Origin of the sequence: Nocardia sp. NPDC127579, assembly GCF_042672005.1 — a bacterium.
Classification (GTDB): domain Bacteria; phylum Actinomycetota; class Actinomycetes; order Mycobacteriales; family Mycobacteriaceae; genus Nocardia.
Genome location: NZ_JBHXVZ010000005.1, coordinates 303,606 through 321,312, shown reverse-complemented (window position 1 = coordinate 321,312; position 17,707 = coordinate 303,606). Strand labels below are relative to the sequence as shown.

Here is a 17,707-nt window from a genome sequence, read left to right as displayed (position 1 = left end):
CTGCGGGTTATGGTGTCAGTCATGACTGGTTGGGTTATGCGGGCACTGTTGCTCGGTGCGCTGGTGGTGGGTATGCGCACCCTGCTCGGGTTCGCGATGGTGTACTGGCCGACACAAGGCTCTTGGCTGCGCCTGCTGTGCTTGGCGGCCCTGATCGGCGCGGTCGCCGCCTGGGGGATACTCGACGGCCGCAAGGACCGCGAAGTGCACCCCGATCCGGAACACGGTTCCGACCTCACGATCATGTGGCTGAAGGCCGCGGTCGCCGGCGGTGTCGGCATGGGCGTCGTGTCCTGGCTGCTGGACTTCCTGCCGCGCTTCGACCTCGGCGACAACCCGCTGCTCTTCGAAGCCACCGTCGCCGCCGCGTTCATCGTCCTGCTGATCTTCCTGCCCGCGCTCGCGGGGGTGGGCATCGGCCGCATGCTCGCGGAACGCCGTATCGAGAAGAAGCCTCCGGCGGGGGTCAGCGGCTCGGCCGCCTGACGGAAACGCCGGCGCCCCACCCGGATCGGGTGGGGCGTTCGTCATCTCTACAGCAGGATCGCGCCGCCGGACGGATTGTCCTCGCGGGCGATGGCCGAATAGGCGGCCGCGAGCAGGGTCGGATCCGGGCCCTCCAAGCGGCCGGGTTTGGCCAGCCCATCCAGGACGACGAAGCGGAGCACGCCCGAGCGGGTCTTCTTGTCGGTCTGCATGGAATCCAGCAGTTGCGGCAGCGCGTCCGCGTCGTAGGTGGTGGGCAGGCCGACACTTTCCAGGACTGTCCGGTGCCGGTCGGCGGTGGCGTCGTCGAGGCGACCGGCCAGGCGGCCCAGTTCGGCCGCGAACACCAGGCCCACCGCGACGGCGGCACCGTGCCGCCAGCGGTAGCGTTCGCGACGCTCGATGGCGTGGCCCAGGGTGTGGCCGTAGTTGAGGATCTCGCGCAGGCTGGATTCTTTGAGATCGGCGGCGACCACATCGGCCTTGACCTGGACGGCGCGGCGGATCAGCTCCGGCAGCACCTCGCCGGTCGGGTCGAGGGCGGCCCCGGGATCGCGTTCCACCAGATCGAGGATGACCGGGTCGGCGATGAAGCCGGCCTTGAGGATTTCGGCCATGCCCGCGACGATCTCGTTGCGCGGCACGGTTTCCAGGGTGGCCAGGTCGACCAGCACGGCGGCCGGTTCGTGGAAGCAGCCCACGAGGTTCTTGCCCGCCTCGGTGTTGATGCCGGTCTTACCGCCGACCGCCGCGTCCACCATGGCCAGCAGTGTGGTCGGGACGTGCACGATGTTCACGCCGCGCATCCAGGTGGCCGCGACGAAACCGGCGAGGTCGGTCGCCGCGCCACCGCCGAGGCTGACGATGACGTCGTTGCGGGTCAAACCGATCCGGCCGAGCACCTCCCAGCAGAATCCGGCGACCTGGAGGTCCTTACCGGCTTCCGCGTCCGGGATCTCCACGCGGTGCGCGTCGAGCCCCGTGTCGGCCAGCGCTTTTCGTACCGCTTCGGCGGTTTCGGCCAGCGGCGGCTGATAGAAGATCGCGACCGTGCGCACCCCGGTGGTCGCCGTGGTCACCGATTCGACGAGTTCGCCGAGCAGCCCTCGCCCGATGATCACCGAATACGGGTCGGCGGTGCGTACCTCGATACGGGTCGGCTCACTCACGTTGTCTGCTCCGATTCTGTTCGTGCCGAAGGTTGTTGGTTGCCCGCACGGCGTGGCCGCTCCGGCGCCCACGGGCATCACTGCTGGTCTTGTCGCTCACCTGCCCCGATCCCCCTCTGCCGTCGGCCGAGCGTCGGGCTCCATGACCGAGGCGATGTGCGGAGTTGCCGCTGCCCGCCGTGGTTCATCGGATCTACCGCCGGTGTTGTGCGCGGGGTCCGCATGCCGGGCGGTCGAATCTGTCGCGGATGTGGTTTCGGATGCTCCCGCTGGCTGCCGTCGGCCGCTGGGATCAACGCTGTCCGTCGAGCCCGTATTCGCGGCGGACGAGGGTCGAGCGTTGGGCTCGGCGGCCGGGACCGTGTTCGGCGCTCCCGCTGCCCGCCGTGCTCGCCTGGGCTGTCGAGTGTTTCGCCCGCCGCCACCCGGTCGTTCGGTTCTGTGGGACACCGATGTGGACTCGGGCCGCGTATTCGACCGGTCGAACTGCGTTTCGATCGCGGTGTGCCGCGTTTCGGTTGCCGTGCCGCGGCGGCTGTCGGTGCGCGGCGCGACCGGGGTGGGTTCGTTGTCCGCTGGGGTACGGGCGCTGCCCGAACTGTTCAGGCGGGATGCTGTAGCGCCGCCGGATGATTCGGTGCCTGCCCGGCGCGAGCCGCCTCGGAGGGTACGGGTCCGGGTGCCCGAGCGCGGGCTGGTTCGGCCAGCCGCGCCGCGGTCGGCCGGAGTTGTCTCGGCGGGTCCGTGATCGGAGGCGTCGGCCGCGGTTCGTGCCGCGTCGCCGCCGTCGGTCGGCGCGGTCGCGCCGCCGGGTAAGGCCGGTGCGGCACCTTCGCTGCCGGAGGTGGTGCGGCGGCCTCGGCGGCGGCCGCGGCCTCGGCGCCTGGTCTCGGTTCCGCTGGTGGCGGCCGTGTCGGTCGTCGTCTCGCGTCCGGACGTGTCGCGCGGGGTTCCGGCGGCGGATTCGCTGGTGGCGCTCGAGGATTCGGCGGGCTGGGGTGCCTCGCCGGTGGCGCGGCGGGCCGCGGCGCGGGCCCGAGCGCGGCGGCGGGCGCGGGAACGGCTGTTGGCCGCGGGCGCGGTGGGTGCGGCCTGCGTGACCGGGTCCGGTACGGAGTGTTCGATGCCGAGTTTGGCGAGGATCATGCGCACGACGCGGCCGGGGCTGCGGCCGTCGGTGCGCACACGGATGGCGGCGACCTCGCGGTAGAGCGGGCGGCGGATGCGCATGAGCTCACGGTATTTCGCGGCCGGGTCGGCGCCGTTCAGCAGCGGGCGCTGGTTGCTGGCGCCGGTGCGGCGCAGCCCTTCGGCCACACTGATTTCCAGGTAGACGACCGTGCGATTGCGCAGCAGCGCCCGGGTGTCGGCGGACAGTACGGCACCACCGCCGAGCGACACCACACCGCGTTCGTTGAGAATGGCGCGGCGCACCACCCGCTCTTCGATCTTCCGGAACTCCGGTTCGCCGTCGGCGGCGAAGATCTCCGGGATGGTGCGGCCGGTGTCGGCCTCGATTCCGGCGTCGGTGTCGAACAATTCGACCCCGAGTTCTTTGGCGAGTTTGCGGCCGATCGTGGATTTTCCCGCCCCGGGTGGGCCGACCAGCACCACGCGCGGTGCGCGTGGGTCGGTCTGCACGATCATGGCGCGGTGGAGGGTACGTGTGGCCGGCTGCTGATCCGCTTGACGTAGCTGGTGATGTTGTCGACGGTCTCGGTGAGCGAATCGCCACCGAACTTCTCCAGTGCGGCCTGCGCGACGACCAGCGCCACCATGGCCTCGGCGACCACACCGGCGGCGGGCACGGCGCACACGTCGGAGCGCTGGTGGATGGCGACGGCTTCCTCGCCGGTGGTCATGTCGACGGTGGACAGGGCGCGCGGCACCGTGGAGATCGGTTTCATGGCCGCGCGCACGCGCAGCGGTTCACCGTTGGTCATGCCGCCTTCGAGGCCGCCCGCGCGGTTGGTGGAGCGCAGCACGCCGTCGGGGCCGGGCTTCATCTCGTCGTGGGCCTGGCTGCCGCGGCGGCGGGCGGTTTCGAATCCGTCGCCGACCTCGACGCCCTTGATCGCCTGGATGCCCATGAGCGCGGCCGCGAGACGCGCGTCGAGCCGGTCGGTACCGCTGATGTAGGAGCCGAGTCCGACGGGCAGGCCCTCGACGATCACCTCGACGACGCCACCGAGAGTGTCGCCGTCCTTCTTGGCGGCTTCGATCTCGGCGATCATGGCGGCTTCGGCGTCGGAGTCGAAGGCCCGCACCGGGCTCTCGTCGATGGCCGCGAGGTCGGCGGCGCTCGGGATGACGCCGGTGGTGTTGGCGGCGGCGCCGATGGACACCACGTGCGAGACGACCTCGACACCGAACGCCTGGCGCAGGAAATTGCGCGCGACGGTACCGGCCGCGACGCGGGCCGCGGTCTCGCGGGCGCTGGCGCGTTCGAGCACGTTGCGGGCGTCGTCGAAGTTGTACTTGAGCATGCCGGAGTAGTCGGCGTGGCCGGGGCGGGGGCGGGTGAGGGGCGCGTTGCGGGCCAGGTCGGCGAGTTCGGCGGGATCGACCGGATCGGCGGACATGACCGTGGTCCACTTGGGCCATTCGGAGTTGGCGACCTCGATGGCGACCGGTCCGCCCATGGTACGGCCGTGGCGGACGCCGCCGACCATGGTGACCTTGTCGGCCTCGAATTTCATCCGGGCGCCGCGCCCGTAGCCGAGCCGGCGGCGGGCGAGTTGTGCGGAGATCTCGTCGGACGTCACTTCGACACCCGCGACCATCCCCTCGAGGATGGTGACGAGAGCGGGACCATGGGATTCTCCGGCAGTTATCCAGCGCAACACGCCTTATATCCTTTCATGCTGATACCCGAGCTCCGGAATCCGGTCGATTGTGATTGCGGGCACGTGTCCGGTCGCCCGGTCGAGGCCCCTTCACAGTGCTCATCGAGATTTGTCCTCGTTTGCGCAACGGCGCCGGTCAGATCGCGGCGGCGCCCAGGGCGATCAGGGTAGCCGCGCACATGGCGGGCCCGTGCGGCACCCCGCCGGAGGCGCCGGGCCCGGCGCGTCGGCGAATTCGGTTGGCGCACAGCCTCGCAACCCCCAGTGCCGCGGTGAGTACCGGCGCGGCCACGGCCGCCCACACCCAGACCTGGGCTCCGCCCGGGCCCGCCGCCGCGCCCAATCCGACGGCCAGCTTCACATCGCCGGCCCCGAGCGCGCCGGGCGCCGCGAGATGCACCAGGAGATACGGCACGGCCAGGAGCGCCGCCCCGATCACGCCCGCGCCGAATTGTCCCGCGTACCAGGCATATCCGAGCGTGCCGAGCGCGAGTGACCCGGTGAGCGGATCGGGAAGCCGCCACTGCCGCAGATCCCACCAGCTCAGCACCGCACACCACCCCGTGAGCACCGCGAACGCCAGAATTTCCATGCCTTCCAGCCTCGTCCGCCGGCCGTCGAAAGCAATCCCCGCCGCCGGATCCGGGGACAACTCCCGCGCATGTGAACAACCCGTGTCCGCGATGCCGGCCGATCGGCGGGTCTCGTGTTGTGGCTCCACTCGACGGCGTGTCGGCGGTAACTTGGTTCCATGTGTGCTGATCACGCGGCCTCCGCGCCCGACTACGCGGCGCGCCGTAGCGCGTTGCGGAGTCTCCTGATCGAGAACGAGGTCGATGCCCTGCTGGTCACCGATCTGGTGAATATCCGGTACCTGACCGGATTCACCGGATCCAACGCGGCACTGCTGGTGCACGCCTGGGAGATGCGCAACGACGAGGAGCGCACCGTGATCGGCACCGACGGCCGCTACCGCGATCAGGTGGCGCGCCAGGTACCCGATCTGCGCGCCGAGATCGCGCGGGCCACAGCCCGGCGCATCGTGGAGCTGGCGGGGGAGTGGCAGGTCGGCCGGGTCGGTTTCGAGAGCCATATCGTCACCGTCGACGAGCACCGCGGCTTCGCCGAGCAGCGCACCGGCCTGGAACTGGTTCCGGTCGCGGGCCTGGTCGAGCAGTTGCGCCTGGTCAAGGACGACTACGAGGTGGCGCAGCTGCGTGCCGCCTGCGCCGCCGGTGACGCCGCGCTCGCGACGATCCTGGAACGTGGCGCGCTGCGCCCGGGCCGCACCGAACGCCAGGTCGCCAGAGACCTGGAGTGGGCGATGTACGAGCACGGCGCGGAGGACATCGCCTTCACCACCATCGTCGCCGCGGGGGCCAACTCGGCCATCCCGCATCATCGCGCCGCCGACGGCATCCTGCGCACGGGCGACTTCGTGAAGATCGATTTCGGCGCGGTGGTCAACGGTTACCACTCGGATATGACCCGGACCTTCGTGCTCGGTGCACCCTCGGAGTGGCAGCGCGAGGTGTACGAGCTGGTCGAGGAGGCGCAGCGGGCGGGGCGCAAGGCCTTGCGCCCCGGGGCCGGGGTGGTCGAGGTGGACGCCGCCGCGCGCGCGGTGATCGAGGCGGCCGGGCACGGCACGCTGTTCTCGCACGGTCTGGGCCATGGCGTCGGACTGCGGATCCACGAAGCTCCCGGCATCATGAAAACCGGAACCGGTACACTTCTCTCCGGCGTGGCGGTGACCGTCGAACCTGGTGTGTACTTTCCCGGCCGCGGCGGAGTCCGGATCGAGGACACGCTCGTGGTGCGCGAAGGGGGCCCGGAGTTGCTCACCAACACCAGCAAAGACCTGACCGTCGTCGAATGACGCCGGTTCACCTGTGACAACGAGGAGATCCGAGGACAGTGGCGGACACCAGTGACTTCAAGAACGGCCTTGTGCTGAAGATCGACAACAACCTCCAGCAGATTGTCGAATTCCAGCACGTCAAGCCGGGTAAGGGCCCCGCGTTCGTGCGGACCAAGCTGAAGAACGTGGTGTCGGGCAAGGTCGTCGACAAGACCTTCAACGCCGGCGTCAAGGTGGAGACCGCCACCGTCGACCGCCGCGATATGACCTACCTGTACCACGACGGCTCGGACTACATCTTCATGGATGGCGAGACCTACGACCAGATCCACCTGGGCGACACCACGGTGGGCAAGGCGGGTGGCTTCCTGCTGGAGAACATGGGCGTGCAGATCGCCATGCACGAGGGCGAGGCACTGTTCATCGAGCTCCCGGTCTCGATCGAGGTCGTCGTCACCCACACCGAGCCGGGCCTGCAGGGCGACCGGTCCAGCGCGGGCACCAAGCCCGCCACCATCGAGACCGGCGCCGAGGTGCAGGTCCCGCTGTTCATCAACGTGGGTGACAAGCTCAAGATCGACACCCGCGACGGCAGCTACATCAGCCGCGTCAACTCCTGACGCGCGTGCCGGAGGACAAGAAGTTCAAGAAGCTCGGCGCCCGGCACAAGGCCCGGCGTCGCGCGGTCGATCTGCTCTTCGAGGCGGAGGCCCGCGATATCGACGTGGCCGATCTGCTCGGTGAGCGGGTGGAGCTGGCCCGCGATGATCAGGCGGTCGCGCCGGTGCACGCCTACACCCACACGCTGGTCGAGGGCGTCGCCGACGATCTGGATCGGGTGGACGGCACCATCGAGTCCTATCTCCAGGATTGGACCCTCGAGCGGTTGCCCGCGGTGGATCGCGCGATTCTGCGCATCGCGGTGTGGGAGTTGTTCCACGCCAACGATGTTCCGCCGGTGGTGGCCGTGGACGAGGCGGTGGAGCTGGCCAAGGAGCTGTCCACCGACGATTCGCCGTCGTTCATCAATGGTGTGCTCGGCCAGGTGGTGCTGGTCGCGCCGCAGGTGCGCGCCGCCGCCGCGGCGACCCGCGCGCCGCGCCCCGAGCCGGACGCGTAACCGGCGAAAAGCCAACAGCCGCACGCTCTTCGGTGAGCGTGCGGCTGTTCTCGTTTCCGCCGGTGGGTGTACTGGACCCGGCGGTAACGGATCCCATACTGGTTCCTCGACCTGACTCGAGGTCAAGGGAATCCGGGTGTGGTCGTCACCACGGGCACCTATCCTGGTGGGAACGACGGGGAGGATGGTGCATGTCGCGGTTCCTGACTTGGTTGCGCAACAATGTCGACGGTTTGGTGGCACTGGTCCTCGCGGGCACGGTGGGCGTCCTCGCGGTCATGGACGTCCTCGAGGCCGACAAGGTGAACGCGGCGGTGCTGCTCGTGCTGGCATTGCTGGCCACCACGCTGCTGCGCGACCGGCATCTGTCGGCCAAGGCGATGCGGGACGCGTCGTCGGTGCAGATGCTCAACGGCCCCGAGATCGGGCATCAGCACACACTGGCGCGCCGCGACACCGAGAAGTGGATCTTCAAGGGCGGCACCGGAACCTACATCCGGGCGGTCACCCTCAAGGAATGTGTACGCAATGCCCGGCAGGCGCAGCGCAGTCTGCGGGTGCGCCTGGAGATCCTGGATCCGACCAACGAACTGCTGTGCAAGACCTACGCGGAGTTCCGTGCCTCGGTGGCCCCGGACGCGACCCGCGCCCGTGACCCGTGGACCACGCGGCGCGTGCAGCAGGAATCCTTCGCCAGCGTCCTGGCGGCCGCCTGGTACAAGCAGCAGTACAGCCCGCTCGATATCGCGGTCGGCTTCTCGTCGGTGATGACGACCTTCCGCTGGGACCTGTCCACCAGCTGCGTCATCATCACCCAGGACAATCCCAACACTCCGGCCATGATGTTCGAGCGGGACAAGCCCTACTACCGCGATTTCAGCCGCGAACTGGATTCGAGTTTCGACCAGGCCAAGAAAGTGCCGCTGAGCAATGCCCGCGACGTGCAACTGGACGACCCGCCGACGGTCGAGCAGGTCCGCGCCGTGTTCGACGCGCTCGGCCTGCCCCTGCCCGCGTCCTTCGAGGACCGCGATGTCGCCGAGATCGTGCGCCGCGCGCTCAACCCGGAGAATCCGTTCTGATGAATCCCTATGCCCGACTACGCGGTTCGATCACGGCCTCGGCGACGCCGGCTCGCGAAGTGGGCGCATGGGTCCGGGACTATCTGCGCCCGGTCGCGGCGGGCACGGTGGCGGCGTCGGCCGTGCGTCATCCGCTGGGGTTCCTGTGCTTCCCGGTGTGGCGCGGTGGTGATCTGGGCGTCTGCCTGCACGTGTGGACCGAGGGCGCCCGCGCGCATCCCACCACCTCGCCGATGCACGCGCACAGCTGGGATCTGCTGAGCCTGGTGCTCTACGGCGCGGTGGCCAACGACGTCTTCGACCTCGTCGAGTCGCCCGAGACCCCCACCCATCGCCTCTTCGAGGTGCACAGCGGCGCCGACGGCGACCTGGTCCGGGCCACTCCGCAGGTCGTCGGTTACCGGCTGCGTTCGCACGAGGTGTTCCGGTCGGGTGAGGTGTACTCCCTGCCGAACGGTGTATTCCATGTCTCGGACGTGGTCGGTGTGGCAGCGACGGTGGCGCTGGGCGAGTACCGTCATGGCAAGCCCGATCGATCACTGGGCGGTCTGGCCACCGACGACCACTGGGTACATCGGGCGCCGTGCACCGCCGACGAGGTCCGCCGGGTGGCGCGGACCGTGTTGGAACAGCTGACCCAGCCAGCTCACCTGGAGGAGCAATGGGACCGAGCGACGTCTTGAATCCCGCGCCGGAACTCGTCGTGCCGGAGGTGGCGGCCCGGGTCGCGATCACAGCGGCCGAGGCCGCCGGGGCGGCGATCCGCGCCGGTCTGGGTGGTGCGCTGGCCATCCGGGCGAAGGGGGCCGCGGGCGATCTGGTCACCGACCTGGATCTGCGCGCCGAGGACATCATTCTCGCCGAATTGCGCCGGGCCTTCCCCACGCATCGGATCCTGGCGGAGGAGTCCGGGTTGCTGCCCGGCGCCGACGACGCCTGGTGCTGGGTGGTCGATCCGCTGGACGGCACCAACAACATCGCCATCGGCCTGCCGGTGTGCACGGTCGGAATCGCCCTGTGTCACTACGGAACTCCGGTGGTGGGTGTCGTGCACGAGCCGCTGACGGGCCATACCTGGTCGGCGCTGCGCGGCCGCGGGGCCACCGGTCCGGGTGGCCGGCTGTGGCAGCCGCCGTCGCCGCGGCCCGATTCCGCGCCGATTCTGGCCTGGTTGCAGGGTTATCCGGTGGGGCGGGCCGATGCCGGTGCGCGCGCGCTGCGGTTGAGCCTGGAGGCGAATTCGCGTCGCCTGATCCAGCTGTGGTCGCCGCTGCTGTGCTGGATCATGTTGGCGCGCGGCGATATCGACGGTTTCGTCGGGTATCGGGCCGGGGTGGTGGATCTGCCCGCGGGCAGCCTGATCGCGCGCGAATCCGGGGTCGAGCTCACCGATTTCGGTGGCGCGCCGCTGGACGACACCATCGACCCGCTCGGCGGTGAGGTCGATTTCATCGCGGGCAGCCCGCGGATGACAGCCGAACTGTCCCGCTGGGTGAAGGCGGCCGCCGAGGTCGCGGTCACCGGTCTGCGCTAGCGCGGGGAGTGGAGTCACCCGGTTCGTGATGGCGGGGCGTGGGAGCGGCGGGCCGAGCGGGATCTAGTTCGTGAGCAGCAGGGCCGCGACGGAGCCGGCGGTCGACAGGGTCGCCAGGGCCGCACCGGTGAGTACGAATCGGCGCATGGGTACGCGGACGGCGTGGGTGCGGCAGAATTCCAGGCACAGCAGCGTTGCCAGCGAGGCCCACGGCGTCACGATCGGCCCCACATTGGTGCCGATCAGTAAGGCCAGCAGTTGATTTCGATTCTCGCCGGGCACCACGGCCTCACCCGCGGTGTAGGCGGGCAGGTTGTTGGCGATGTTCGACAGTCCCGCCCCGGCGGCTGCCGCGCGATAGGCACCCTGGGCGCCGGGGTCCGAGCCGATCAGCAGGTGCATCAGGTCGGCGAGGCCGTGGCGGCTCAGCGTCGGTATCACCAGGAACAGCCCGACCACGAAAACCAGGAGCTGCCAGGGAAACAGCGCGAACTTCAGTGCGGATCGGTCGAGCACGGCAAAAGCGGTCAGTGCGATCAGGGCGGCGATGACGGCCGCGACATCGATCCGTTCGCCGACGAACGGAATGGCCAGAATGAACAGCAGGCACGCGCCCGCGGTTGTGTGGAACAGTGCTCGCTCGCGCGGGTTCGAGGGCCGCACCGGTTGCGGCGGCACGTAGCGGTCGGCATCGCGATGGCCGCGCCGCCAGTAGAACACCCACAGGCACAGCATGGTCGCCGCGATCGACACCAGCTGCGGAGCCCACATGGTGCCCGCGAATTCGGTGGCGTGCAGCGCCACCCGGTCGGCGGCCAGCAGATTCGTAAGATTCGACACCGGCAGCAGCAGGCTGGCGGTATTGGCGAGCCAGAGCGTGAGCATCGCCAGCGGTAGCGGCGGAATCCGCGCGGGCCCGGCCAGGGCCAGCATGACCGGAGTCAACAGCACGGCGGTGGTATCGAGGTTCAGCAGGATCGTCGTCGATGACGCGAACAGCACGCACAGCCCGAACAGCGCCGGATAGTACCCGCGCCCCAGAATCGCCAGCCGATGCGCGATCGCGTCGAAAACCTTGGCCTGCCTGGTCAATTCGGCCAGAATGATCACCGCGCCGAGAAACACCAGCAGCGGCCAGATCCGCCGCATGTTCTCCGCCGCCTCATCCCGAGGCAACGCCCCGGTGAGCACACACGCCACCCCCACCACCAGCAGCCCGATCCGCACCCAATCCAGCACGCTCAGCCCCCAGTACCGCCGGGTCTCCTCACTCGGCGGCGCATCAGCAGTCGACTCGACCTGTTCGGGCACCCGTTCATGATCGCATCCGAGACGATCGTCGAGCACGTCGGCGACGGACAACCTCGGGCTACTCCGCACGTGCGCATCGCCGGGTAAGATCACGGCACCGAATCGGCTGTGAGGGAGGGGCTCTCGGATGTCTCGTCGAGTGAAGGTCTTGATTGTCGTCGCTGTGCTGGTGGCGATAGCGGGTACCGCGCTGCAATTCGGCCGTTACGAGAATCAATACGCCGACCGTTTCAATCCGTTGCTCGAGTTCAGCGAGGATTTCGTCCAGATCCCGGCCGGTAGCCGTGAGGTCCGCGACGTACTGGCTGTCGATCTGGATGGTGCCGCCGTCCCGTATCGGATCACCTTCCAAGCCTGGGGGACCGACGACACCTACGGTCTGATCGAGCACCGAGGTCTCTACGTGCGGTCGTTCACACCGCTGGCGGCGAACGCGGTTCCCGAGCGTGCTCGAACCGCACTCGCGGCGGGGAGATGAAGGCATCGTCGCATGTAACCCGGTGTCGCCCAAGATGATCTAGTGGACAGGCATACTGGGTGGGTGACGCAGCCCGGCGCCCAGCCTCGTGATTTCTTCATCAGCTACTCTCCGGCGGACGAACGGTGGGCGACATGGCTGGCCTGGCAGCTGGAATCGGCGGGGTATCGCACACTGATCCAGGCCTGGGATTTCGTGCCGGGCACCAACTTCATCGACTTCATGGACCGCGGGGTGCGCGAGTCGGCGGTCGTGCTGGCGGTGCTGTCGGAGAACTATCTGAACTCCAAAGGCGGCACGCAGGAGTGGCAGGCCACCTATCGCACCGAGCCGGGCAAGCTGCTGCCGATCCGGATCGCTGAATGCGAGCTGAGCGGGCTGCTGGCCACCATCACCTACGTGGATATGGTCGGGGTGGCCAGTGCCGACGTGGCGCGGCGAACCCTGCTGGAGCGGGTGGGGCATCTGCTGGCCGGGCGCGCGAAACCCGGTCTGGCACCGGCATTTCCGTTGGACGCCCCGGTGGAGTCGTTGCTCGAGGACGAGTCCGGCACCGTCGAACGTCCATGGCATCGGCGCACTCCTGTGGCGGCCCCGGAATTCCCCGGTTCGGCCACCGTGCCGGCCGATCGGCACGAGGGGGTGTCGGTGCTGCATGTGGCGGGCCCGCGCTTCGGCCGCGGCCTGCTGGGCCGCGACGATCCGGCCACGGCCGGTGACCTCCAGGCGCATATCTGGGCGAATGTGACCCAGCTGGTGGATCAGGGTGTGCCGAAGCCGGATCTGCTGGTGGTCACCGGCGATCTGACCGAGGCCGCACGCCCCAGCCAGGTGGACGAGGCGCTGCGTTTCCTGACCGGCCTGCGGGTGTTGCTCGGTCTGGAGCCGAGCCGGGTGATCGTGGTGCCGGGCAACCACGATGTGTCCAAGGCGGCCTGCCAGGCGTATTTCTTCGATCAGGAGGCCAACGAGCGGAAGCCGCAGCCACCGTATTTCCCCAAGCTGAAGCAGTTCTCGCGACTGTTCACCGAGCTGTACCAGGGCCTGGATCATCTGGTCTTCGATATCGGGCAGCCGTGGACGCTGTTCCCGATTCCGGAGTTGCGGGTGGTGGTGGCCGGAATGAATTCGACGATGGCGATGACGCACCGCGTCGGCGACGACTACGGCGAGATCGGGACCTCGCAGGCCGCCTGGTTCGCCCAGCAGCTACGCGAATTCGAACGCCTCGGCTGGCTGCGCCTGGGCGTGCTGCGCCACGACCCGCTGCCGGGTCCCGCTGCCGCACCGGAGGATCCGACGGTGCTGCGCGACGCCGAGGCGCTGTCGCGGCTGCTGGCCGGTCGGCTGAATCTGCTGCTGCACGGGCCCGGCCCGGGCGGCCGGCATCTGGATCGGCTGGGCGGTGTCCTGCCGGTGCTGCCCGCGGCGGCGCCCGGCCGCGACGAGATCGTGCACATCACCATGGATGGGCTGGCGCGCTACAGCGCCGCCGAGTCCAAGCCCGGTGAACCGTGGTCGACCCTGACCCAGACCTGGGTGCACGCCGCCGCCGCGTTGCCGCCGGCGACACCGCTGGAACTGCCCGGCGCCGAAGAGCTCGCCCTCGAACCACCCGCGGACACCGACGCCGAGATCGTGAATCCGCATACCCGGCTGCTGGATCGGGTCGCCGAGGTCTGCGAGACCCGTTTCCCCGGCGCGAGAATCCGCCGGGTGCAGGCGGATCCGCCGCATCTGCTGGTCATCCACAAGGAAGGCGAGGTGGTCGGCGTGCGCCGGGTGGGCGTGCACGTCGGGGACATGACCCGCGAGGCGGTGGAGGAGTTTCTCGCCCAGGACCCGGAATACGGCTCCGATCTGGTGTATCGCGGTGCGCCGCCGACGCTTTCGCTGCGCGAGGAAGCAGCGAGCCACGGCGTATGGTTACGCAGCTTCACCGATTTCCAGGGCCTGCTCGATCTGGACGGATATCTGGCCGGGCAGCTGGCGCGGCTGCGGTCCGATCGCCGGTATCCGCCGGATCTGTATGTGCCGCAGCGTTTCAAGCTGCTCGAACACGGTGACGAGCAGCCGCACGAGGATCTGGCGGGTGAACTGCTTCGGGTGGTGTCGGCCGACCACGGCCGGTTCGTGCTGCTGCTGGGTGATTTCGGGCGGGGTAAGACCTTCGCGCTGCGCGAGGTCGCTCGCCGGATCACCGAGTCCCGGCCCGCGCTGATCCCGATCCTGATCGAGTTGCGCGGCCTGGACAAATCGCACACGGTGGACGGTCTGGTGGCCGCGCACCTGGCCAATCACGGCGAGGGCCGGATCGATCTGGACGCGCTGCACTACATGCTGCGCGAGGGCCGGGTGGTGCTGCTGTTCGACGGATTCGACGAGCTCGCCACCCGGATCAGCTACGAATTCGCCGCACAGCATCTCGAGACGCTGCTCCAAGCGGCCGCGGGCAAGGCGAAGATCGTCGTTGCCAGCCGCACCCAGCATTTCGAGTCCCGGTCCCAGGTCCTCTCGGCGCTCGGCGAGCGGGTCGGCATGGTGCAGGACCGGCACATTCTCACCATCGAACCGTTTGCCCCGGAACAGATCCGGGCCTTCCTGGTGAATCGGTACGGCGGCGACGAGGCCCGCGCGGACGACCGGATGCGCCGGATCACCGGGATCCAGGATCTGCTCGGCCTGGCCCGTAATCCGCGCATGCTGAGTTTCATCGCCGATCTGGAAGACGCGCGCCTGCGTTCGGCGGCCGACACCAAGGGTGCGGTCGGCCCGGCCGGGCTGTATCGCGAAATCCTGGATACCTGGCTGGAATTCGAGGCGCGCCGGACCGGCGCGGTGGCGGGGACGCTGCCCGGGCTGAGCCTGGGCGAATTGTGGCTGGCAGTAACAGCTTTCGCGCTGCGCTGCTGGGAATCCGGCGAACAGTACCTGCGCATGTCCGAATTGACGGATGTGGCAAAGGATCTGGTGGAGATCACCGGCTCGCACCGCATGACCCCCGAGCAGCAGGCGCACGCCATCGGCTCGGGCAGCCTGCTGGTGCGCACCGAGGAGAACCTGTTCGGGTTCATTCACTCCTCGGTCACCGAATGGCTGGTGGCCAATCACATCGCCGGGCAGTTCAAGGGCGGTACCGCCGCGCCGCCGCAGCTGGCGGCGCGCCCGCTGTCCCAGCTGACCGTCGATTTCCTCTGCGATCTGGCCGATCACCGGGCCGCGGGCGCCTGGGCCGAGGCGGTGCTGGCCGATCCGGAGGCCGGTGAACATGCCCGGCGCAACGCTTTACGGGTGAGCACCCGGCTGGCCACCGCGCCCTCGGCGGATCTGCGCGGCGCGGCGCTGGCGGGCGCGGATCTGTCCTATCGCGAACTGCGCGGCGTGGATCTGAGCGACGCCGATCTGAGCGGCGCGCGGCTGGTGGGCGCGAATCTGGCGGGCGCGCTGCTGCGGGGCGCGCGGCTGACCGGCGCCCGGCTCGACGACGCCGTACTCACCGACACGGATCTGCGCGGCGCCGACCTGTCGCGTGCGCGCCTGGCACGCACCGACCTCACGGGTGCGCGCGCGCTCGGCGCGCGCTGGCATCGGGCCGCGCTGCTGGAAGTGACCGGCACGCCCCTGGATTCGGATCTGCGCGGCGCGGCCACGGTGCCCGGCACACCGGTGCACACCGAATTCGCGCCCGCCGCCCTCGGAGTGCGGCACGGGTTCCACGCCCGGCACGGCCGGCTGCCGCAGCCGGTGGCCTACAGCCCGGACGGTGGCACCCTGGCGATCGGCAGCGAGAACGGCGGCGTGCTGATCTACGACACCGAGACCGGACGGCCGCTGCGCACCTTGCAAACCCACCGCGCCCGCACCTTCGCGGTGGGCTACACCGAGGAGGTGCTGATCACCGGGTCCGGCGACGGCACCGTCGGCCTGTGGGACGCGGCCACGGGTGATCTGCGCCGGATCCTGTCCGGCCACGACAACTGGCCGTGGCCGGTGGTGCTGAGCCCGCGTGGTGACGTACTGGCCACCGGGGACGCCGCGGGTGTGCTGCGGCTGTGGGCGCTGCCCAGCGGTGAGCTGCTGCACGAGTGCCGTCCGGGCGGCGGGGGCAGCGAACTCGTCTACAGCATGGACTTCTGCGACAGCACTCTCGCCGCCGCCTACCGCGACGGTGTGGTTCGCCTGTGGGACACCGAGACCGGAACCCAGGAGGGCGAATTCACCGCGGCGGCGGGCGCGGTGTACCGCGTCGCGTTCGGTCCGGGCGGGCGCCTGCTGGCCGCTGCCGCGGTCGACGGCAGCATCTCGCTCTGGGACCCGGAGGCCGCGGTCCGGGTGCGTGTGCTCACCGGGCACACCGGCCGGGTCTACACCCTCGCCTTCCACCCGAACCTGCCGATCCTGGCAAGCGGGGATACCGAAGGGGGACTGCGGTTCTGGGACTACGAGACCGGCGCCACCCGGCACGTCTCGGCCGAACACTCCGGCGCCGCCCTGTACTGGATCGGTTTCGATCCCGCCGGTGACCAGCTCGCCTCGGGGGACAGCGCGGGCCGGGTCTGCCTGCACGACAGCGTGACCGGAGAGTTGCGGCACCGGCTGACCGCGCACACCGGATCGATCTGGCCGTTCGCCTTCCGTGCCGACGGGCGTCAGCTGGCCGTCACCGACGACCAGTTCACCACGCGGCTCTGGGATCCCGCGACCGGCGCCTGCCGGCACACGCTGACCGGCCACGGACGCCAGGTCACCACGGTGCGGTTCAATGCCGACGGCACGCTGTTGGCCGCCTGCGGGAACGATGGCGTCGTCCGGTTCTGGGATCCGGTGACCGGACGGCTGGTGCGGCGGCTGCTGGGCAGCGAGGATCGGCTGTTCTCCTACGAGGCGGCCAGATTCAGCTCGGTGGACCCCGATCAGATCGCGATCGCCCGCAACGACGGTCGGCTGAGTCTCTACAACCTGGCCACCGATTCCTACGAGCGGCACATCACCGGTGAGTCGCCGCCGATCTGGGCCAGCGCCTACGACCCCACCGGCGTCTATCTGGCCACCGCCAACGACGACGACACCGTCACGCTGTGGGTGCGCACCACCGGCGCGCATCACGCGCACTGCACCGAGCATCGCGGCCGGGTGCGCTCGATCGCGTTCAACGCCGACGGGACGCTCATGGCAACCGGCTGCGACGACAAGGTGGTGCGGTTGTGGGATGTGCGTAGCGGCCGGTTCCTGCGGGCCCTGCGCGGGCACGAGGATCGGGTCTACGCGGTCGCCTTCCACGGTGACCGGCTGGCCAGCGTCTCCTGGGACACCACGGTCCGGATCTGGGAGGTCGAGAGCGGCGCGTGCCTGCACGAGATCCACCGGCACACCGCGCGGTTGTGGGCGGCGGCGATCGACCCGAGCACGGGTGTGCTGGCCACCGGCGGCGACGATCTGGTGATCCGCCTGTGGGACATGGCGACCGGACGGCACCTGCATACCCTGGAGGGGCACAAGCGGCAGGTCTGGTCGCTGGCTTTCGATCCCGCCGGGCGGACGCTGGCCAGCGGCGCCGACGACGGCAATGTCATCGTGTGGGCGATGGGGGAGCGGCCCGCGGACGCGCCCGTGATCCGGGCGGTGCTGCTCGGGCTGCCGGAGAGCTGGGCGGCGCTCGCGCCGGACGGGCGCTACAAGGTGGACGGCGCTCCGGCCGGGCAGTTCTGGCATGTCATCGGCATGTCCCGCTTCGATGTCGGCGAACTGGATGAGTTCCTGCCGCAGGTGCGGCGACTGGCGCCGAACGATCCTTTCTGAGAGATATATAGACTTTCTCTC

Annotated in this window: 13 protein-coding genes and 1 pseudogene; 9 read left to right on the top strand and 5 right to left on the bottom strand. The window is 69.5% G+C overall.

What is annotated here, in order from left to right; all coding sequences use genetic code 11:
• Window positions 1-21 precede the first annotated feature (21 nt).
• The gene (locus ACFVMC_RS19605) at window positions 22-486 is read left to right on the top strand and encodes a B-4DMT family transporter (protein ID WP_379212080.1); all 465 of its coding nucleotides are present in this window, start codon (window positions 22-24) and stop codon (window positions 484-486) included.
• 47 nt (window positions 487-533) lie between these two features.
• Here ACFVMC_RS19605 and aroB read toward each other — a convergent pair whose 3' ends face one another.
• The 4 genes and pseudogenes from aroB to ACFVMC_RS19585 all read right to left on the bottom strand — a co-directional run bounded on the left by aroB (window position 534) and on the right by ACFVMC_RS19585 (window position 5,093).
• Entirely contained in the window at window positions 534-1,655 is a 1,122-nt protein-coding gene (gene aroB, locus ACFVMC_RS19600; protein WP_379212078.1) for a 3-dehydroquinate synthase, read from the bottom strand.
• A gap of 1,128 nt (window positions 1,656-2,783) precedes the next feature.
• Window positions 2,784-3,302: pseudogene (locus ACFVMC_RS19595) on the bottom strand (shikimate kinase); the annotation flags it as partial.
• On the bottom strand, window positions 3,299-4,501 hold the full coding sequence (gene aroC / locus ACFVMC_RS19590) for a chorismate synthase (RefSeq protein ID WP_379212076.1): 1,203 nt from the start codon (window positions 4,499-4,501) through the stop codon (window positions 3,299-3,301). The gene aroC and the pseudogene ACFVMC_RS19595, both read right to left, overlap by 4 nt.
• A 136-nt stretch (window positions 4,502-4,637) precedes the next feature.
• Window positions 4,638-5,093: a prepilin peptidase gene (locus tag ACFVMC_RS19585; RefSeq protein WP_379212075.1), complete on the bottom strand. Its 456-nt coding sequence runs from the start codon at window positions 5,091-5,093 to the stop codon at window positions 4,638-4,640.
• Between the two features lie 159 nt (window positions 5,094-5,252).
• On the opposite strand from ACFVMC_RS19585, the gene ACFVMC_RS19580 reads away from it, so the two are divergent.
• The 6 genes from ACFVMC_RS19580 (at window position 5,253) to ACFVMC_RS19555 (ending at window position 10,098) form a co-directional block, all read left to right on the top strand.
• Window positions 5,253-6,380 (top strand): M24 family metallopeptidase, encoded by a 1,128-nt coding sequence (locus ACFVMC_RS19580; protein WP_379212073.1) that lies wholly within the window; start codon window positions 5,253-5,255, stop codon window positions 6,378-6,380.
• A gap of 38 nt (window positions 6,381-6,418) precedes the next feature.
• Window positions 6,419-6,982 (top strand): elongation factor P, encoded by a 564-nt coding sequence (efp, locus tag ACFVMC_RS19575; protein ID WP_379212071.1) that lies wholly within the window; start codon window positions 6,419-6,421, stop codon window positions 6,980-6,982.
• Window positions 6,979-7,482 (top strand): transcription antitermination factor NusB, encoded by a 504-nt coding sequence (gene nusB / locus ACFVMC_RS19570; protein ID WP_379212435.1) that lies wholly within the window; start codon window positions 6,979-6,981, stop codon window positions 7,480-7,482. Before efp ends, nusB begins: the two co-directional genes overlap by 4 nt.
• A 191-nt stretch (window positions 7,483-7,673) precedes the next feature.
• Window positions 7,674-8,564, top strand: coding sequence for a hypothetical protein (locus tag ACFVMC_RS19565; RefSeq protein WP_379212070.1), 891 nt, complete (start codon window positions 7,674-7,676; stop codon window positions 8,562-8,564).
• Window positions 8,564-9,247, top strand: coding sequence for a hypothetical protein (locus tag ACFVMC_RS19560; protein ID WP_379212068.1), 684 nt, complete (start codon window positions 8,564-8,566; stop codon window positions 9,245-9,247). The genes ACFVMC_RS19565 and ACFVMC_RS19560 overlap by 1 nt, the downstream gene beginning before the upstream one ends.
• On the top strand, window positions 9,226-10,098 hold the full coding sequence (locus ACFVMC_RS19555; RefSeq protein WP_379212067.1) for an inositol monophosphatase family protein: 873 nt from the start codon (window positions 9,226-9,228) through the stop codon (window positions 10,096-10,098). Before ACFVMC_RS19560 ends, ACFVMC_RS19555 begins: the two co-directional genes overlap by 22 nt.
• Before the next feature lie 63 nt (window positions 10,099-10,161).
• On the opposite strand, the gene ACFVMC_RS19550 is transcribed toward ACFVMC_RS19555, so the two are convergent.
• The gene (locus tag ACFVMC_RS19550) at window positions 10,162-11,409 is read right to left on the bottom strand and encodes an SLC13 family permease (RefSeq protein WP_379212065.1); all 1,248 of its coding nucleotides are present in this window, start codon (window positions 11,407-11,409) and stop codon (window positions 10,162-10,164) included.
• Window positions 11,410-11,536: 127 nt separating this feature from the next.
• On the opposite strand from ACFVMC_RS19550, the gene ACFVMC_RS19545 reads away from it, so the two are divergent.
• Window positions 11,537-11,887 (top strand): hypothetical protein, encoded by a 351-nt coding sequence (locus ACFVMC_RS19545; protein WP_379212064.1) that lies wholly within the window; start codon window positions 11,537-11,539, stop codon window positions 11,885-11,887.
• Window positions 11,888-11,950: 63 nt separating this feature from the next.
• Window positions 11,951-17,686, top strand: a complete 5,736-nt coding sequence (locus tag ACFVMC_RS19540; protein WP_379212062.1) for a TIR domain-containing protein — start codon at window positions 11,951-11,953, stop codon at window positions 17,684-17,686.
• Window positions 17,687-17,707 lie beyond the last annotated feature (21 nt).

What these genes read in the sequence shown, in the direction of transcription:
- ACFVMC_RS19605 (WP_379212080.1), top strand. Translation starts at nt 22, where the DNA reads ATGACTGGTTGGGTTATGCGGGCACTGTTGCTCGGTGCGCTGGTGGTG.
- ACFVMC_RS19585 (WP_379212075.1), bottom strand. Translation starts at nt 5,093, where the DNA reads ATGGAAATTCTGGCGTTCGCGGTGCTCACGGGGTGGTGTGCGGTGCTG.
- ACFVMC_RS19580 (WP_379212073.1), top strand. Translation starts at nt 5,253, where the DNA reads ATGTGTGCTGATCACGCGGCCTCCGCGCCCGACTACGCGGCGCGCCGT.
- ACFVMC_RS19565 (WP_379212070.1), top strand. Translation starts at nt 7,674, where the DNA reads ATGTCGCGGTTCCTGACTTGGTTGCGCAACAATGTCGACGGTTTGGTG.
- ACFVMC_RS19560 (WP_379212068.1), top strand. Translation starts at nt 8,564, where the DNA reads ATGAATCCCTATGCCCGACTACGCGGTTCGATCACGGCCTCGGCGACG.
- ACFVMC_RS19555 (WP_379212067.1), top strand. Translation starts at nt 9,226, where the DNA reads ATGGGACCGAGCGACGTCTTGAATCCCGCGCCGGAACTCGTCGTGCCG.
- ACFVMC_RS19545 (WP_379212064.1), top strand. Translation starts at nt 11,537, where the DNA reads ATGTCTCGTCGAGTGAAGGTCTTGATTGTCGTCGCTGTGCTGGTGGCG.